We start from the raw sequence: 14,255 nt of genomic DNA, 5'->3' as shown, positions 1-14,255 counted from the left end.
CCCAAGAATGCGAAAATCCCACCGAATCGGACTCAGCCAGCCATCACCATCGGCTCGGTGGATCCAGGCTAAGGGGCCGTTGCTGCCGCTGTCGCACGGGATGGATCCGGCGAAGAAGACACGGGCACCGGCCCGGTCAGTTCACCCAGTACCGCAACTCGCTTGATCGTCTCTTCACTTCGGCGGCGACGCAGCGGCGTTTCAGCCGCCGGACTCACCGTCGGTTTCCGAGCTGTGCCCGTTGCCCGATGCTCCGTCGACTGAGAGCGGAGCGGTGATGGATTCAAGCGATTTGCGTTCGGCGTCGACGGCGAAGAACAGTGCGATGATCCCACCGGCGAGCATGATGGCCCCGCCGAGGTAGTAGCCGAACGCGAGGGCGCCGCGGCTGGAGCCGTTGCCGATGAATCCGCCGTACAGTGTCGGGGCGATGGAGCCGACGATCTGGCCGATCGCGAAGAAGTAGGAGATCGCCTGTCCGCGAAGTTCGAGTGGGAAGATTTCGCTCACTGTCAGGTAGGCGGATGATGCTCCCGCTGAGGCGAAGAAGAACGACACGCACCAGAAGATCGTCTGAGTCACCGCGTTGAGCAGGCCGGCCTGGAAGAACGCAGCGGATACGCCGAGAACGATCCCGGCGATCGCGTACGTGCCGAAGATCATCTTGCGGCGACCGATGGTGTCGAATAGCGGTCCGAGAACGATCGGTCCGGCCAGGTTTCCTAGGGCGAAGGGGAAGAAGTACAGCGCCACGTTTGCCGTGGAGATGCCATAGAAGTGCTGCAGCACCAGCGCGTACGTGAAGAAGATGGCGTTGTAGAGGAAGGACTGGGTGATCATCATGCTCAGCCCGAGGAAGGTGCGCTTGGGATACGTGCGCAGGAACGTGCGCGCGATCACGCGGAACGGCGGATTCTTGCGCGGCGTCACATCGATCGCGAGCTTCTCGTCGACCTCGGAAAGCTCGTGTCCGCCGTCCTTTATGTGCTGTTCGATCCGGCCAACGGACTCCTCCGCCTCCTTCTCGCGGCCGTGGGTGACCTGCCAGCGCGGGCTCTCCGGCAGGTGCCGTCTCAGATAGATGATGATCAGCCCGAGGAAGGGCCCGATGAAGAACCCGATACGCCATCCCCAACTGTTGGCGAAGCTCGGGTCGGCCAGCAGGAACAGGTTCGCGAACGCGCCGATGCCCGCGCCAAGCCAATAAGTGCCGTTGACGGCAAGGTCCACCCGGCCTCGATAGCGTGACGGGATCAACTCATCGATCGCCGAGTTGATCGCAGCATATTCGCCGCCGATGCCAAGTCCTGCGATGAACCTGAAAACCCACAGGAACCACACGTCCGTCGAGAACCCGGCAATGCCGCTGCCGGCCAGGTAGACCGCCAGGGTGAGCATGAAGAGGCGCTTTCTCCCGAGCCGGTCGGCCAACCTGCCGAAGACGAGCGCTCCGACGACCTCGCCGATGAGGTACACCGTTCCGGTGAATCCGACCTGGGCAGAACTCATGTGCAGTGACTGCGCATATCCGGCGGTGGCGACGATCTGGATCTCCAGACCGTCGAGTATCCATGACGTGCCGAGGCCGACGATCACCGACCAGTGGAACGCCGTCCAAGGCAGCCGGTCCAACCGGGCTGCGACAAGGCTGTGCACGGGCTTCGGTGAAGGCGCCTGCATTGCTTCGCTCATGACTTCCTCTCCCTCCAGCGCCTACTGCGATATGGTCGGCGCCCGCAGTGTCTCAACGGCGAAACTCGGCGACAGCGAAGCATGCAGCGATCGCGCCATCGATGATGGCGGCACGCCTCCGTTCGCGGCTGATGATCGCGACGACCACCATGCTCGAGGCATGCAGAATGTCGACCACGCCACCGATTCGGTGTGCCACACGTGACTGCGTGGGGCTGAGCAATATGCCCTGAATGATCTGCCGGACACCAAGCACCCGGTATGCCCGGGTCGTGATGGCGTCGGGTTCGTGGCCGAGTTCGGTTTGGGCGATGCGTGGCGCTGCCACGAGCTGACAGGCCCCCCAAGCCGTGCGGAGCGCGTCGGTTGTGGTCATCGTAGGACCTTCCTTCCTAGTGCGGCGAAAGCGAATGCCATGCCGGCCGAGCCGATGGCTGCGAGCAGGCCGTGATGCTGGGATGCCCAGATCTGGATGCTGCGGGACACTGCCCGGTCATCGAAACTGCCGTGCGCGCCGTAGTCGCGCCCATCGGGACCGTCCGCAGGCTCCCACAGGTTCACCGGCGGGTTCGCCGGCCGCGGCCGATTATCCTGCTGGGCGGAATACCCGACCCGAGCAAGGTAGTGATCCAGAATCCCCGGCATGACCTTTTCGCCCAGCAGAGTCTTCACCGTGCTGCCGCCGACCCAGTATTCGCGTCGCTTGGGGTGGTCGGCCGCATATAGTACGGCACGGGCTGACAGCTCGGGCTGGTAGATCGGTGGCACGGGCTGCCCGGGTTTCGCCATCCGATTCAGGACCCAGTCGAACTGGGGTGTGTTCACGGCGGGCATCTGCGGCATGGTCACGTGCACGTTGCTCTTGTTGTGCAGGAGTTCGCAACGCAGCGACTCATGGAAGCCCTTGATGGCGTGCTTGGAGCCGCAGTACGCGCTCTGCAGCGGGATGCTCCGGTAAGCGAGCGCGGAACCGACCTGCACGATTGTGCCCCGGTCGCGTGGCAGCATCCGCTTCAGCGCGGACATCGTGCCATACACATAGCCGAGGTAGTTCACTTCGGTGACCCGCTTGTATTCGGCGGGGGAGATGTCGGTGAACTCGGCGAAAACCGAGGTGAAGCCGGCGTTGACCCAGACGTCGATCGAGCCGAACGCCTCCTCGACGGCAGCGGCAGCGGCCTCCACCTGGTCGGGGTCGGCCGTGTCGGTCGGAACGGCGAGCGCGGTGCCGCCGGCTTCTTCGACGTCGTGAACGGCCGCGACCAGCCCGGTTTCACCGCGAGCAAGCAGGGCCACCTTCGCGCCGCGCGCACCGAACGCTTGTGCGCTGGCGCGGCCGATTCCACCGCTTGCGCCGGTGACGACGACGACCTGATCGCGATGGCTGGTTCTCATGCTCCGTCTCCTTCTTCTCAGAATGCCGCCGACCCGAGCGACGCCGGTCGATGTGTCTACGTGCCTGCAAGAGCCCGGGCGGTTTCCAGGAACACCGCGTGCACGAACGCCTGCGGCAGGTTGCCGCGCATTTGCCGTTGCCGGGTGTCGTACTCCTCCGAATAGAGGCCCGGCGGGCCGCACGCCGCCCGGTTGCGTTCGAACCAGCGCGCTGCTTCCACCTCGCGGCCCTGCTGATGCAGCGCGAGGCTAGCCATGAAGCCGCAGAGCAGAAAGGCTCCTTCGGTGGTTCCAAGCGGTCTCTGGTCGTGGCGGAACCGATACATGTACTCGTCTTGTCCGAGTTCGTCCAAGACCGCCTCGAGTGTTCGGAGCGTTCGCGGATCCCCGCTGGGCAACGCACCGCGAACGGCGGGGAACAGCAACGCCGAATCGACGCGCTCGTCATCGGGGGCGCGCTGCCACCGGCCAGTGGGATGCAAACAATCGGATGCCACGTCTGCGGTGATGGAGTCGGCCAGCGAATTCCAGTCCGACCCCTGGCTATGCGGCGCGTGGTCGGCGATCGCCCGCAGCCCGGCCACGCAGGCCAGGCGGGAGTGCGCCCAGCGCTGGTTGTCGAGTTCCCAGAGGCCGGCATCCGGCTCCGTCCGGCGTTGCTTGATCGCGGCGGCCGCGATCTCAACGGCCTTCCAGTCTTCGACACCGAGGTGGTCTCGGGCGGCTGCCGCCGCAAAGAGCGACAACGCCTCGCCGAACGCGTCGAGCTGAAACTGCTTGTTCACCCAGTTCCCCACCTTGTCCGACCCGCCCGGATATCCGGGAAGGTCGAGGGAACGCTCGTCGGGCACACCGCCTCCAGCGATCGTGTACGCGGGCATCAACTGCGAACCATCGGAGAGAAGACGAGACGACACGAATCTCACCGCATCATCGAGTAACGGATAGTCGCCGCAGGCGGCGACGGCCTGGCCCGCGTAGCACTGGTCGCGGATCCAGGCATACCTGTAGTCATAGTTGCGGCCCTGGCCGGCGCGCTCAGGCAACGACATGGTCGCGCCGGCCACCATGCCACCGCCTGAACTGGTCAACCCCCGCAGCACGGCGTAGGAGTGCCGCGCGTCGCCGTCGGCGATCGTGTTCGAGAGATCGGGGACCGCGCAGGCCCATGCAGCGCCCGTCGAACTCCATGCGACGTCGGGATCGATCAGCTCATCGCCCAGCGGTGCATCCGAGATCTCCAGAACCATGTCGCGATGGTTTCCATTCGGCACTGCCAGGCGCAGCCGCAGAACCCCATCGCCATCACTTGCCGCGGCCGGAGCGCCGCAGAAGCGAATGTGGAGCCGGCCGCAGCGGGCAGTCCAAACCTCACCGTTGCGCGCAAGACTGCTCATCTTGTACCGGCCGAATCCTGCCCGTGGGTCTAGGACGATGTCGACGCTGGTATCGCCCTCCAACGCCTCCACGCGACGGAGAATCACCGCGGTGTGGCTGTCGCCCGGGAACGCGAGAGCGTCACGGCATTCGATGGCCTGCGACGTCGTGACCCATCTGCTGTGCCAGATCAGCGAACGATCCTCGTAGTAGCCGCCCCACACATACGGCCGGTCACTCGGTGTGACCGAGTAGCATCCGCCGCCGCCGATCAGTGTGGAGAACACCGCGTCGGAGTCCCATCGTGGTGCACACATCCAGGCAATCTCGCCGTGCGGACCGATCAGCGCGCCGCGTTCCCCATCCGCAAGGAGCGCGTACTCGCGCAGCACATGCAACGGAAACCCGTCGTCGACGACAAGGTCAGAGTCGGCGGGCGACATGGTCGCTGCTCCTAGATTCCCGTGGCATTCCCGGAGCACGGATTCGTGATCTACGCCCGAACTCGACCGCGACGATCGCCAAGCGCCGAGGAAGAGCACACTGCCTCGGAGCTTCCCCCCTACGCAACCTTCCGCACCGGGTGCGCGTCGCGGTCCGGGCGCTGTTGGCGGGCACGCCCCGCGTGGGCCGGCACGCCGTCTTCGTTGAGCACGACCAGGCCGCGGGGCCCGTTGGCGCCCGCCTCCATTAGCTGCAACCATTCCCGGTTGATGGCCGGAATACGTGAGCCCAGGTACTTGAAGTACACGGGCACCTCGGCAGACATCCACATCGACGACCTGCCGCTGCCGATCGAGATGTCGTCCAGCCAGGACATCAGGAAGGACTCGCGGCGACGGAACTTGTTGACGATCACGATCTCCAGATGGGTAAGAAGGCGGTCATCGAACTCCACGTCCTGCGGCCCGTAAATCATGGTTCCCATAGCTCACTCCCCGAATACGACCGGATGTCTTTGCAGTCCGGATCTCTCTGCGTTCCGACGCTGGACGAAGCCGACGTGGCCGTGTCAGCCATGACCGACCTCACGCGCGTCCGCGCTCGACTGCAGCCCGACCAGCGGATTGCCCTCGGGCGCCGCGCCTGATGCCTGGCCAACAAAATGTTCGGCAGCCTCGGCAAGGGAGGCGAACGTCAACCAGTGGAATCCGTGGCCCAGTTCCATCAACTCGAACCGGTCACCCTTCTTCTCGATGAAACCCAGCAGGCACCGTGCATCCTGGTTCGACCAGCGCCGGTCGCAGACCCGCCACTGAGTGGTCGAAAGTCGTTGGACCACGACATCCTGTCGGACTCGCGTTCCGGCATACCTTGCACCGGCCGATCTGCCCGCTGAATGTTGTCGCGACGCCGATCGAGACTCGATTGCCATCGATGACCACTCCTTCTTCTGGTTGGACCTGCCGCCGTAGAGCGCCCCCGGCGCTCCTGCCCTGTTCACTGCATATTTGACTGGATTGGCCGCTTCACATGCCCGGGCTCAGTTGCCGAAAGCGGCTCTGTCGATCTTGCGGTGGTAGTGCATCCCGGTCAGGCCGCCCAAGATGGCGCCGCCCAGGGTGACGACGATGATCGCGATCAGTGTGGTGATTCCGCTGACGGTCAGAACGGCCGGGCTCAATCCGATGGCCGGCAGACTGCGCAGCTGCGCCTGGATATCGAAGCGGCTGCCGGCGATCGCGACAATGATCGCGACGACGATGGCGATCACAGCCGCCCAGATGAAGACGGCAACCCCCTGTTTGACACCGTCGAATCGGGCCATTCGCCCCGCGACATAGCCGCCGGCGTAGTACGCCACCAACAAGATCGCCAGAAAGATGAGGATGCCGGTGATACCGCTTACGGTCGGGTTCCCGGTGGGCTGGTTCGTGTCGTTCGTGTTGCTGGCCCCGATTCCAGCCCCGATCGCGCCCAGGATTGCGGCAATCACCACGGTCAGACCGGTGGCGGTGAGCCAGCCGAAGAACGCGGACCCGAACTTCATACCGCCGAATCGGTTCTCCTCACGAGCGGCGAGACGCTCCCGATGCGCTCCATCCGCCGTGGCCGGCTCCCGTTCATCCCGTGCGTCGCCCTCTTCGGCGTAGGTCTCGCGGCCGGCGTGCTCCGGGTCCTGATACTCCTGGCGTGCGTCCGGGCGAGAACGATCCATCGGGCCTTTCGGTGACTGAGCGCTGGTACTCATGCTCTTCCCTCCCCTGACCGGTTCGGCCGTTCCGGGCAATCGCTACTGCCTGCGGCCGACGCCTCTCGGAGCCTTGCGGGATGTTCCTGGAGCTCGATTTGCTGCAGGCGTGCATCCTTGCGAGCGGGTCTGCCGCTCCGAGCCGACCTGGCCACGGTTGGCGTCGATGCCCAAGTCCCGCCGATGCGCACCTGCTCGGGGCTGAGCGACCATCCCCGGCTGGCCGGAATGCTCCTGGCGGTCATCCCTGCGTCCGATGCGCAGCCTTCAGCGGCCGGATGGTCATCACCGACCGCATAGTGCGGGTAGAGCTCACGCTCACGCTGCGGCGCGAGGTGATCGCCGCCCTCATCGACGCGGGGCGCGTCTTTGACCTGGCCTTTGTCGTAACTCACCGGAATGTCGTCACGATGCACGGTGGCACCGGCAGGCGGGACGAACGGCTGCACCGCACCGAACATGCCCATTCTGACGGTCACCCATTCCGGTTGCCCGGTGCGATCATCGAGGAAGACCTGACCGATCTTGCCGATCTTGACGCCACCGGAGTCCAGGACAGAACCACCGTCCTGCAACAGTGCTCGAACATCTTCGCTGTTCACAGTGAACTTCCCTCCGATCGTGAGCTTGAAGTCATCTGGAAAGATTCGTACCCCTCAGTTGACGGATGGTCGACACGTCTGTACGGGCCGGCACGTTTCAATCTCTCTGGTCACTCTCCCGCGCGATCAGCGCACTGATGTCGATCGGCTGCGTCTGCGGCAGTCCCAGTTCCACGGGACCGATCCGTGCCTCGCCGGGTTCGGATACGAGGCGATCCCGCTCGTTGTTGGACTTCATGACAAGGGCACCAGCTTTGGCGCGGAAAACGTGCGCTGCCATCCGCCGAGCCGAGCGCACCACGCCGGTGCGCCCGCGTTGACAATCGCCTTGTCCCAAGCGCGCCGAGTTTCCTGCAAGGTCAGAAAGCGGCGCGGAAGCCGGTACTGAATGTGCCTGAAGGCAACCGACACCGCGCGCTCGAGAAGCCAACCGGCTCGATCCGATACATGGTGCCCGCTAGGCGCACCCGCCAGCGTCTGCCTTGTCGTGGAATCCCGTGCCCAGCCCATACCATCTCCACATTCGTGTGGCCGGCTTTGCGGCCTCAACGATGCGAACCCCAAGGTCTGGAGAGAACGATCACATCCTTTCTAAGCAGGGGTGACAGCTTCTGTCAAGGGGCGGGAATCTTCTCGAAAGGTTGCGATGTGGGCCGTCACGCACGGGAAGAAGCTCCGTACTGCTTTGGATGTCCGGCGGAACCGGTGGGCTGTTGTGGCTCCATCGGGCCGACGACCGTCACCGTCTCCAGTGCCGTGTTTTCTCAAGTGGCAGCCGTGCCACGAATGGGCCTTCTTCCGCTCTGGCGGTTCGCCGAGCCTGGGATCCGGTCTGCCGCGGCCGGCTCGCGGTTGGCATGGGCGCGTGCGAATGTCAACCGGTCGAGCCATGCCGCGCGTGCGGCGTAGTGTCAGGCGTCTTCGGCGGAACACTCATGCGGACCTTCCGCCGCACATCTCGCACCGAGCGTTCAGCGAAGGAGGACCGGCATGCCACGACGACCGAGCCTGAAAGATCCTGAACTCTACGACGAGTTGCGAGAAAGCGGGGCCTCTGAAGAGAAGGCCGCCCGCATCTCGAACTCGGCCGCGAAACGAGGGCGATCGCGGGTCGGACGCGAGGGCGGAAAGGCTCCCTCCTACGACACCTGGACCGTCAGCGATCTTCGCAGCCGCGCGAAAGAGCTGGGACTGCAGGGATACTCGCACAAGAACAAAGACGAGGTCATACGCATGTTGCGGCATCACTGATGCCGCAACGACTCGCATGGCTCTGCGCCGCATTCGGCGGGAGGGCCGAGGAGGGAGACCGATGCCGGAGCAGCACCCAAGCGACACAAGCACGAACATGACGGCCACGCGCCCCGAGTGCGACACGGGTAGGCCCAGGCTACTGATGCCGTGGAATGAAAGGCGGTTCGTGTTCGCCATCTGCAGCGAACACGCCCCTGACCGGACCGGTAGCGCACCGGCACGCCAAGTTGTGGAAGCGGGCCGGCGATGATCGGTGAGCAATATGTTGAGGCCTTCCATCAACTCACAGTGGAGGCGAACGATGCCGGGTTGATGCGCCGCCGGTACGGCTTCTACTGGGCGATGATGGTGTTCTGGATGCTCGCGACCGTCGCGATCCTGGCCGGTGTCGTGCTACTTGGGGACACCTGGTTTCAGTTGATCCTGGCGGCGATGCTGGGCGTGGTGATGGCGCAGCTCGGCTTCCTCGGGCATGAGGCAGCCCATCAGGAGGTCTTTGCTTCTGCAAACTGGAACGAATGGGCGGCGCGGGTGCTGGGTGGGTTGTTCACCGGGCTCAGTTATGGCTGGTGGGTGGACAAGCATGGCCGCCACCACGCGAACCCGAACAAGGAGCGCGAAGACCCCGATGCGGAGGGGGGCGTGCTCTCGTTCACACCGGAAGGAACCGATCGGCGCACTGGACTGGCTGCAAGGATCGGCAAATATCAGGGCTTCTACTTCACACCGCTACTGCTGTTCGAGGGGTTCTCGCTGCACGTCGACTCCGTCAAGAACATCGTCGCAGGCAAAGAGGTCACGCACCGATGGGCGGAGGTGCTCTTCGTCGGGATCCGAGTCGTCGGCTACCTGGCCTTCCTGTTCATCGTCCTGCCGCCCTGGATCGCGGTGGCGTTCGTGGCGGTACAAGTCGCCGTGTTCGGCTTCTTGCTCGGCGGCGCGTTCTCACCGAACCACATCGGGATGCCCACCGTGCCGCACGACGCCGACATCGACTTCCTGCGTCGACAAGTGCACATGTCGCGAAACATTCGCGGCGGCCCGCTCGTACATTTCTTCATGGGCGGCCTGGAATACCAAGTCGAACATCACCTGTTCCCCATGGCGCCACGCCCGAATCTGCCCGCGTTGCAGAAGATCGTCAAGACGCATTGCGCCGACCACGGCATCCCGTACACGGAGAGATCACTCAGCGAGGCGTTTGCGACGATCATCGCTTACCTGAACCAAGTGGGCCTGAAGCATCGGGAACCCTACACCTGCCCGCTAGTGCACCAGTACCGCGGCTGACCGCATCGAGGATCAATGAAGGTAACGGTGAACCCCACGACCTGCATCGCTTCGGGAAACTGCAGCCGAACCGCGCCAAGAGTATTCGCCAACCGGGAAGAGGACGACGGATTCGTCAGCGTCCTCGACGAGCACCCGCCGCCACCGGAATGGGTCGCCGCCCGCGAAGCCGAAGATCTCTGCCCCTCGGCCACCATCCACATCGAAGACGACGACGACCGAACCGGGTCATAGACGATCCGCTCGGCGTCCGGATCGATCCGGATGGCCTACTCATTCACGGCCGGCCACCTGCACCAGGCCCAATTGACGGGCTGCTCTACGCGCTTCGTCGCAGGGGATGTGTGTCGCGGTCGAGGTGTTGCTGACCCGCGTGCGCGGGCGCGCCCTTCTCGTCGAGCACGATGAGGCCGCGCGGTCCGTTGGCTTCTGTCTCCAGCTGCCGCAGCCAGTCCCGGTTGAGCGCCGGAATCCGCGACCCGAGGTACTTGAAGTACACCGGAACCTCGGCGGACATCCACAATGACGCCCTGCCACTGCCGACCGAGAGGTCCTCCAGCCACGACATCAGAAATGACTCGCGGCGACGGAACTTGTTGACGATGACGATCTCCAAGTGCGTCAAGAGTCGGTCATCGAACTCGACATCCTGCGGGCCGTAGATCATTGTTCCCATAGCTCACTCCTTCTTACTCTCGGGCTTCTTCGCCTTGGCCCTCTTCGGTCGTACTCTTTGCCATGTTTTGAGCCCGTGTCCGGCTCGTTCTTCGGGGTGTTGCCGTGTCCGTGCCAGCGCAGTCGACACAAACCGCTTCGCCGGCGCTTGACTCATCCACCAGCAGCGACCTGTCGACCAAGAGGAAACACCGAGAACAGACGCATTCCGTGGGCCGCTGCGGCATAACCCACACATCTAGGCCCTGCCCGGTGATCGTTTCGATTGCGTCATCCCAGAACCGGATGCCGTCGCTGCCCTCGTCCCCCGGGTCGAGTTGCTCCGTGTCCGATGGGATCGTCAGCAACGCGATCGAGGCGTCATTTTCGTCTGAACCCCACAGGTCGTAATAGGTCTTCACGGTCTTTGCGCTTTGCTCCCGGCCGCCGCGGCCACGTTGATCATTCGGTGAGGGAGCGGACGTCGACGTGAACGCTGGGGTGCGCAATGAAGGCTTCCAGGCAGCGTTCTGCACGGGCCAGGGTGGTGAAGGTGCCGCGTTCTCGTCCGAACATGTCTCGTGCGAGATAGTCGGCGTCGATCCGCTCGATCGAGCCGACGTACAGATCGGTGCGGTTGCCGACCCAGAAGCTGGTGTCCGTGATCGCCCACGCCGTCTTGCCGTCCAGCCAGTCGCCCAGCACCCGGGCGGTTTCAGCACCGAGAGTTTCCTCCCACGCTGTGCCGGCCGCGGAGTGCGGCAGATACACCGCCTCGTCTTCTGGGGACTGTGTTCGGAAATAGCCGTCGGTCTGCTCCGGCTCGGTGACTGGGTCGGGGCCCGCAGTCTCGGCGACAGCGCGCAGGTTTTCACTGGTTCTCATTCCTCTGCTCCACATCTGGAACTCGTACGAGTTCCTGACGATGCGTGCTCCGAGGACTAGAGAGAACAACACCTCTACGTTTCCGTACTTCAGGTCTATCACGGCTGCTCAGTACGTCAAGGACGCGCATGGCGCCAATCGGGCGCCCGGAACTGGCTGCCCGTGTAGCGTGAGGGTGCACAGACGGGGAACGGTTGACGGCTGGGGGCGCTGATGGGTGAGGCGAACACGCCGATCAGCCCAACCACTGGCACGGACGGCGACGAGCTTTGTCGACGGTTTGTGGACATGCTCCCTGTGACCGGAGCAGCGATCACAGTGACCGGCGGGTTGGGGCCGTCCACGATCGGAGTCAGCGACCAGATTGCTGCACAGCTGGAAGAGCTGCAGTTCGAGCTGGGAGAAGGGCCGCACCAAGAAGCCCTGCACACCGGGCAGCCTGTGTTGGTCCCCGATCTGCCTGCGCAGCCGCAAGCCCGGTGGCCGGTCTTCGGTGCCGCCGCGATCGAGTTGGGCATCGGCGCCCTGTTCACGTTTCCGCTGGCCCGAGGGGCGATCTTGATCGGGGCGGTCATCATGTATCGCAACAGTCCGGGAATGTTCGATGCGGCCATGGTGGCACGAGCAAGATCGCTTGCTACCTCGGTCGCCGGATCGGCAATCCGGTTGGCCGCCCTTAGCGCCGCCGCGGAGGGGCACACGAAAGGCGGCCTGGTTTCGGATATCTTGCGTCGGGAGGTGCATCAGGCGACCGGGATGGTATTGGTCCAATTGGGCAGCACCGCGACGGAGGCATTCTCGCGCTTGCAAGCGCACGCGTTCTCGAGCGGCCAAACCGTGCAGCAGGTGGCGCGCGAGGTGGTGGAGCGGCGGCTTGATTTCCGTGACCTGACGGACTGAAAATGAAACGGCAGGTCGCCACGGAACACCCGACGGGCGGGAGCGAGTGCGAAGGAACCCTGATGAGTGAGAAGTCCAGAGAAGCACAGTTGAACGACGCGTTCGTCACCCTGGCCGACACGCTGATCGCCGACTATGACGTGATCGATCTGCTCCACACCCTGATGAACGAGTGCGTCAGTCTGCTGAACGTGCAAGCCGGCGGCCTGGTGCTCGCGGACACAGACGGCACCCTGGAACTGGTGGCATCCACCAGCGAACAAGTCGACTTCATCGAGATCATGCAACTGGCCGCGGGGTCGGGTCCGTGCATCGACAGCTTCACCACAGGGCAAGCGGTCGCCGTGGCCGACATCGAACACGAGGCAACGAGATGGCCAGCCTTCTGCGAGGCAGCCCTCAAACAAGGATTCCACTCCGCTCAGGCGACACCGCTGCGACTACGAGACCAGACCATCGGCTCGATGAACCTGTTCGCCACCCGCGTCGGCGCTTTAGGGGCCGCCGACGCTGCTGTCGCCAAGGCATTGGCCGACGTTGCCACGATCGGTATTCTCCAGGAACGCCTCATCCACGAACGCAACATCGTCACCGAACAACTGCAACGAGCGCTTGACTCTAGAATCCTGATCGAACAGGCCAAGGGCGTCCTCTCCGAACTCGGTTCCATCGACATGTCCGAAGCCTTCATCGAGTTGCGCAAGTATTCCCGTACCCATAACCTCGCTCTGCGCAATGTCGCCGAAGGCGTCGTCAACCGTTCACTGGACATCCTGGACGTCCCGGAAACCCTGACGCCCAAAACCGGCACCCGATAGACGCAAGCGGAAAGTCAACTAGCGACGAAGCCACCGCAACCGCAACCACGCGTGCTACCTGCTGATCTTCTCCCCGGACCAGGTCGTTTCGCCGGGTAGTACCGCTATTCCGAGCCTCCATCGCCATCCATCGGGCCCCTCGGAACGCGAAGTTCACCTTGGTCCATCTCCGGCTGATCTTGTCTGTGAGGTAGCGGGAGAGGAATGCGCCGACGATGGCGCCTAGCAGCAACACCGAGACGATCCATTCCTGCGCTGTCGCGTTGGCGTGCAGATCCTGCTTGATGAACAGCAGTGCGCGTGAGATGACTCCGGTGTCGTACCCGAACAGCAGTCCACCGATCGTCGCGATGATTGCCGCCCTGATGAGGAGTCCGTTGGCGCTAGAGCGCACCGCTGAGATGAAGCCGACCATATGAACCAAACAAGCCCGGGCCACCCCTGCTCGAAACGGCTTGACGCGCGGGCGATCGGTGAATGAGACATGCACGGATGGCCGCTTGACATCCCTTGCGCGGCATCCGTACATGGCGGTGCGGGCGCTTCAGCTGGTGAGCATCACCTTTGCGGCTCGCGTGATCGACCTGAGATCGGCCTCGTCGGGCGAAGTCAAGGGGCGTGGGACGCATCCGGATTGCGTTGTCGTTCGCGGTTCCCGTGTGTCCTCTGCGGACACGCTAGAACGGCGGCGCGACGGCCCGCACCGCCAAAACCACAGTGTCAGACGGCCCTTCTCAGCAGTCTGACGAGTCCGACGATGATTCCGATGATGAGGATGATGATGCCGATCCACAGCAAGAAGCTCGCGACCTTCACGAAGATGCCGAGGAAGAGCAGGATCAGACCAATGATCAGCAGGATGACAGCTAGAGCAACCATGTCCGTCACCTTGGCAGGGCGGCCGAGGCGTCGATACCCCTTGCCAGAACGGCTTCTGTTGTGATTCGTGCCGCTCCTGCCTAGAGCCGCTGCCAGCGCAGCCTATGCCGCCGTGATGCTAGCGGCAAGCAGGGCTTGTGGCCAGTCCGTGCAGACTAACGAACGCGGGCGCGCGGCATTGTGCGCACTTCCGTCTGTGCCGCAAGGGGTGCACGCCGGGCCACTAGCAGCGTTGGGTTGAAAGATGGACTTAGCCTGGATCCACCGATTGAGCGTGGGGTGGTGTCGGCGCGTTAAGCGGAGAATGCCTGTCTGATC

18 protein-coding genes are annotated in these 14,255 nt (G+C 63.8%); 6 read left to right on the top strand and 12 right to left on the bottom strand.

Annotated elements, in window-relative coordinates; all coding sequences use genetic code 11:
* Nucleotides 1-201 precede the first annotated feature (201 nt).
* The 7 genes from ACYVDK_RS14470 to ACYVDK_RS14440 form a co-directional block, all read right to left on the bottom strand.
* On the bottom strand, nt 202-1,692 hold the full coding sequence (locus ACYVDK_RS14470) for an MFS transporter (protein WP_460522951.1): 1,491 nt from the start codon (nt 1,690-1,692) through the stop codon (nt 202-204).
* Nucleotides 1,693-1,744: 52 nt separating this feature from the next.
* Nucleotides 1,745-2,068, bottom strand: a complete 324-nt coding sequence (locus ACYVDK_RS14465) for a hypothetical protein (protein ID WP_460522949.1) — start codon at nt 2,066-2,068, stop codon at nt 1,745-1,747.
* A complete protein-coding gene (locus tag ACYVDK_RS14460; RefSeq protein ID WP_460522947.1) occupies nt 2,065-3,087 on the bottom strand; it encodes an SDR family oxidoreductase in 1,023 nt (340 codons plus the stop codon). Before ACYVDK_RS14460 ends, ACYVDK_RS14465 begins: the two co-directional genes overlap by 4 nt.
* 56 nt (nt 3,088-3,143) lie before the next feature.
* Nucleotides 3,144-4,907 carry a glycoside hydrolase family 15 protein gene (locus tag ACYVDK_RS14455; protein WP_460522945.1) on the bottom strand — a complete coding sequence of 588 codons (1,764 nt, stop codon included), beginning with the start codon at nt 4,905-4,907 and terminating at the stop codon, nt 3,144-3,146.
* Between the two features lie 119 nt (nt 4,908-5,026).
* The gene (locus ACYVDK_RS14450) at nt 5,027-5,392 is read right to left on the bottom strand and encodes a DUF7882 family protein (RefSeq protein WP_460522943.1); all 366 of its coding nucleotides are present in this window, start codon (nt 5,390-5,392) and stop codon (nt 5,027-5,029) included.
* Nucleotides 5,393-5,476: 84 nt separating this feature from the next.
* The gene (locus ACYVDK_RS14445; protein WP_460522941.1) at nt 5,477-5,746 is read right to left on the bottom strand and encodes a hypothetical protein; all 270 of its coding nucleotides are present in this window, start codon (nt 5,744-5,746) and stop codon (nt 5,477-5,479) included.
* 201 nt (nt 5,747-5,947) lie between these two features.
* Nucleotides 5,948-6,655, bottom strand: a complete 708-nt coding sequence (locus ACYVDK_RS14440) for a hypothetical protein (protein ID WP_460522939.1) — start codon at nt 6,653-6,655, stop codon at nt 5,948-5,950.
* 278 nt (nt 6,656-6,933) lie between these two features.
* Between ACYVDK_RS14440 and ACYVDK_RS14435 the strand changes: the two genes are divergently transcribed.
* The 4 genes from ACYVDK_RS14435 to ACYVDK_RS14420 all read left to right on the top strand — a co-directional run bounded on the left by ACYVDK_RS14435 (nt 6,934) and on the right by ACYVDK_RS14420 (nt 10,035).
* Entirely contained in the window at nt 6,934-7,395 is a 462-nt protein-coding gene (locus ACYVDK_RS14435; protein ID WP_460522937.1) for a hypothetical protein, read from the top strand.
* 852 nt (nt 7,396-8,247) lie between these two features.
* Nucleotides 8,248-8,508, top strand: coding sequence for a DUF7218 family protein (locus tag ACYVDK_RS14430; RefSeq protein ID WP_460522935.1), 261 nt, complete (start codon nt 8,248-8,250; stop codon nt 8,506-8,508).
* A gap of 249 nt (nt 8,509-8,757) precedes the next feature.
* Nucleotides 8,758-9,801, top strand: coding sequence for a fatty acid desaturase family protein (locus ACYVDK_RS14425; RefSeq protein ID WP_460522933.1), 1,044 nt, complete (start codon nt 8,758-8,760; stop codon nt 9,799-9,801).
* A 15-nt stretch (nt 9,802-9,816) separates the two neighbouring features.
* Nucleotides 9,817-10,035, top strand: a complete 219-nt coding sequence (locus ACYVDK_RS14420) for a ferredoxin (protein WP_460522931.1) — start codon at nt 9,817-9,819, stop codon at nt 10,033-10,035.
* A gap of 85 nt (nt 10,036-10,120) precedes the next feature.
* Here the strand turns inward: ACYVDK_RS14420 and ACYVDK_RS14415 are convergent, their stop codons facing one another.
* The 3 genes from ACYVDK_RS14415 to ACYVDK_RS14405 are packed head-to-tail and all read right to left on the bottom strand — an operon-like array spanning nt 10,121 to nt 11,340.
* Complete coding sequence (locus ACYVDK_RS14415) at nt 10,121-10,477, bottom strand: DUF7882 family protein (RefSeq protein WP_460522929.1); 357 nt, start codon at nt 10,475-10,477, stop codon at nt 10,121-10,123.
* Nucleotides 10,478-10,490: 13 nt separating this feature from the next.
* Nucleotides 10,491-10,877 carry a DUF4193 family protein gene (locus ACYVDK_RS14410; RefSeq protein ID WP_460522927.1) on the bottom strand — a complete coding sequence of 129 codons (387 nt, stop codon included), beginning with the start codon at nt 10,875-10,877 and terminating at the stop codon, nt 10,491-10,493.
* A 40-nt stretch (nt 10,878-10,917) separates the two neighbouring features.
* Nucleotides 10,918-11,340 carry a hypothetical protein gene (locus tag ACYVDK_RS14405; RefSeq protein WP_460522925.1) on the bottom strand — a complete coding sequence of 141 codons (423 nt, stop codon included), beginning with the start codon at nt 11,338-11,340 and terminating at the stop codon, nt 10,918-10,920.
* Between the two features lie 213 nt (nt 11,341-11,553).
* Here ACYVDK_RS14405 and ACYVDK_RS14400 point away from each other — a divergent pair, with 213 nt between their 5' ends.
* Nucleotides 11,554-12,240, top strand: coding sequence for a GAF and ANTAR domain-containing protein (locus ACYVDK_RS14400; protein WP_460522923.1), 687 nt, complete (start codon nt 11,554-11,556; stop codon nt 12,238-12,240).
* 62 nt (nt 12,241-12,302) lie between these two features.
* The gene (locus tag ACYVDK_RS14395) at nt 12,303-13,058 is read left to right on the top strand and encodes a GAF and ANTAR domain-containing protein (protein ID WP_460522921.1); all 756 of its coding nucleotides are present in this window, start codon (nt 12,303-12,305) and stop codon (nt 13,056-13,058) included.
* Here ACYVDK_RS14395 and ACYVDK_RS14390 read toward each other — a convergent pair.
* Nucleotides 12,994-13,473: an MFS transporter gene (locus ACYVDK_RS14390; protein WP_460522953.1), complete on the bottom strand. Its 480-nt coding sequence runs from the start codon at nt 13,471-13,473 to the stop codon at nt 12,994-12,996. The genes ACYVDK_RS14395 and ACYVDK_RS14390 overlap by 65 nt on opposite strands.
* Before the next feature lie 305 nt (nt 13,474-13,778).
* Nucleotides 13,779-13,937, bottom strand: a complete 159-nt coding sequence (locus ACYVDK_RS14385) for a hypothetical protein (RefSeq protein ID WP_460522919.1) — start codon at nt 13,935-13,937, stop codon at nt 13,779-13,781.
* Nucleotides 13,938-14,255 lie beyond the last annotated feature (318 nt).

Source organism: Humibacter antri (assembly GCF_054777235.1).
The sequence above is the reverse complement of the archived record's forward strand: the minus strand, read 5'-3'. Positions and strand labels throughout refer to the sequence as shown.

What these genes read in the sequence shown, in the direction of transcription:
- ACYVDK_RS14435 (WP_460522937.1), top strand. Translation starts at nt 6,934, where the DNA reads ATGGTCATCACCGACCGCATAGTGCGGGTAGAGCTCACGCTCACGCTG.
- ACYVDK_RS14400 (WP_460522923.1), top strand. Translation starts at nt 11,554, where the DNA reads ATGGGTGAGGCGAACACGCCGATCAGCCCAACCACTGGCACGGACGGC.
- ACYVDK_RS14390 (WP_460522953.1), bottom strand. Translation starts at nt 13,473, where the DNA reads ATGGTCGGCTTCATCTCAGCGGTGCGCTCTAGCGCCAACGGACTCCTC.
- ACYVDK_RS14420 (WP_460522931.1), top strand. Translation starts at nt 9,817, where the DNA reads ATGAAGGTAACGGTGAACCCCACGACCTGCATCGCTTCGGGAAACTGC.
- ACYVDK_RS14415 (WP_460522929.1), bottom strand. Translation starts at nt 10,477, where the DNA reads ATGGGAACAATGATCTACGGCCCGCAGGATGTCGAGTTCGATGACCGA.
- ACYVDK_RS14425 (WP_460522933.1), top strand. Translation starts at nt 8,758, where the DNA reads ATGATCGGTGAGCAATATGTTGAGGCCTTCCATCAACTCACAGTGGAG.
- ACYVDK_RS14465 (WP_460522949.1), bottom strand. Translation starts at nt 2,068, where the DNA reads ATGACCACAACCGACGCGCTCCGCACGGCTTGGGGGGCCTGTCAGCTC.
- ACYVDK_RS14470 (WP_460522951.1), bottom strand. Translation starts at nt 1,692, where the DNA reads ATGAGCGAAGCAATGCAGGCGCCTTCACCGAAGCCCGTGCACAGCCTT.
- ACYVDK_RS14405 (WP_460522925.1), bottom strand. Translation starts at nt 11,340, where the DNA reads ATGAGAACCAGTGAAAACCTGCGCGCTGTCGCCGAGACTGCGGGCCCC.
- ACYVDK_RS14455 (WP_460522945.1), bottom strand. Translation starts at nt 4,907, where the DNA reads ATGTCGCCCGCCGACTCTGACCTTGTCGTCGACGACGGGTTTCCGTTG.
- ACYVDK_RS14450 (WP_460522943.1), bottom strand. Translation starts at nt 5,392, where the DNA reads ATGGGAACCATGATTTACGGGCCGCAGGACGTGGAGTTCGATGACCGC.
- ACYVDK_RS14395 (WP_460522921.1), top strand. Translation starts at nt 12,303, where the DNA reads ATGAGTGAGAAGTCCAGAGAAGCACAGTTGAACGACGCGTTCGTCACC.
- ACYVDK_RS14460 (WP_460522947.1), bottom strand. Translation starts at nt 3,087, where the DNA reads ATGAGAACCAGCCATCGCGATCAGGTCGTCGTCGTCACCGGCGCAAGC.
- ACYVDK_RS14385 (WP_460522919.1), bottom strand. Translation starts at nt 13,937, where the DNA reads ATGGTTGCTCTAGCTGTCATCCTGCTGATCATTGGTCTGATCCTGCTC.
- ACYVDK_RS14440 (WP_460522939.1), bottom strand. Translation starts at nt 6,655, where the DNA reads ATGAGTACCAGCGCTCAGTCACCGAAAGGCCCGATGGATCGTTCTCGC.
- ACYVDK_RS14430 (WP_460522935.1), top strand. Translation starts at nt 8,248, where the DNA reads ATGCCACGACGACCGAGCCTGAAAGATCCTGAACTCTACGACGAGTTG.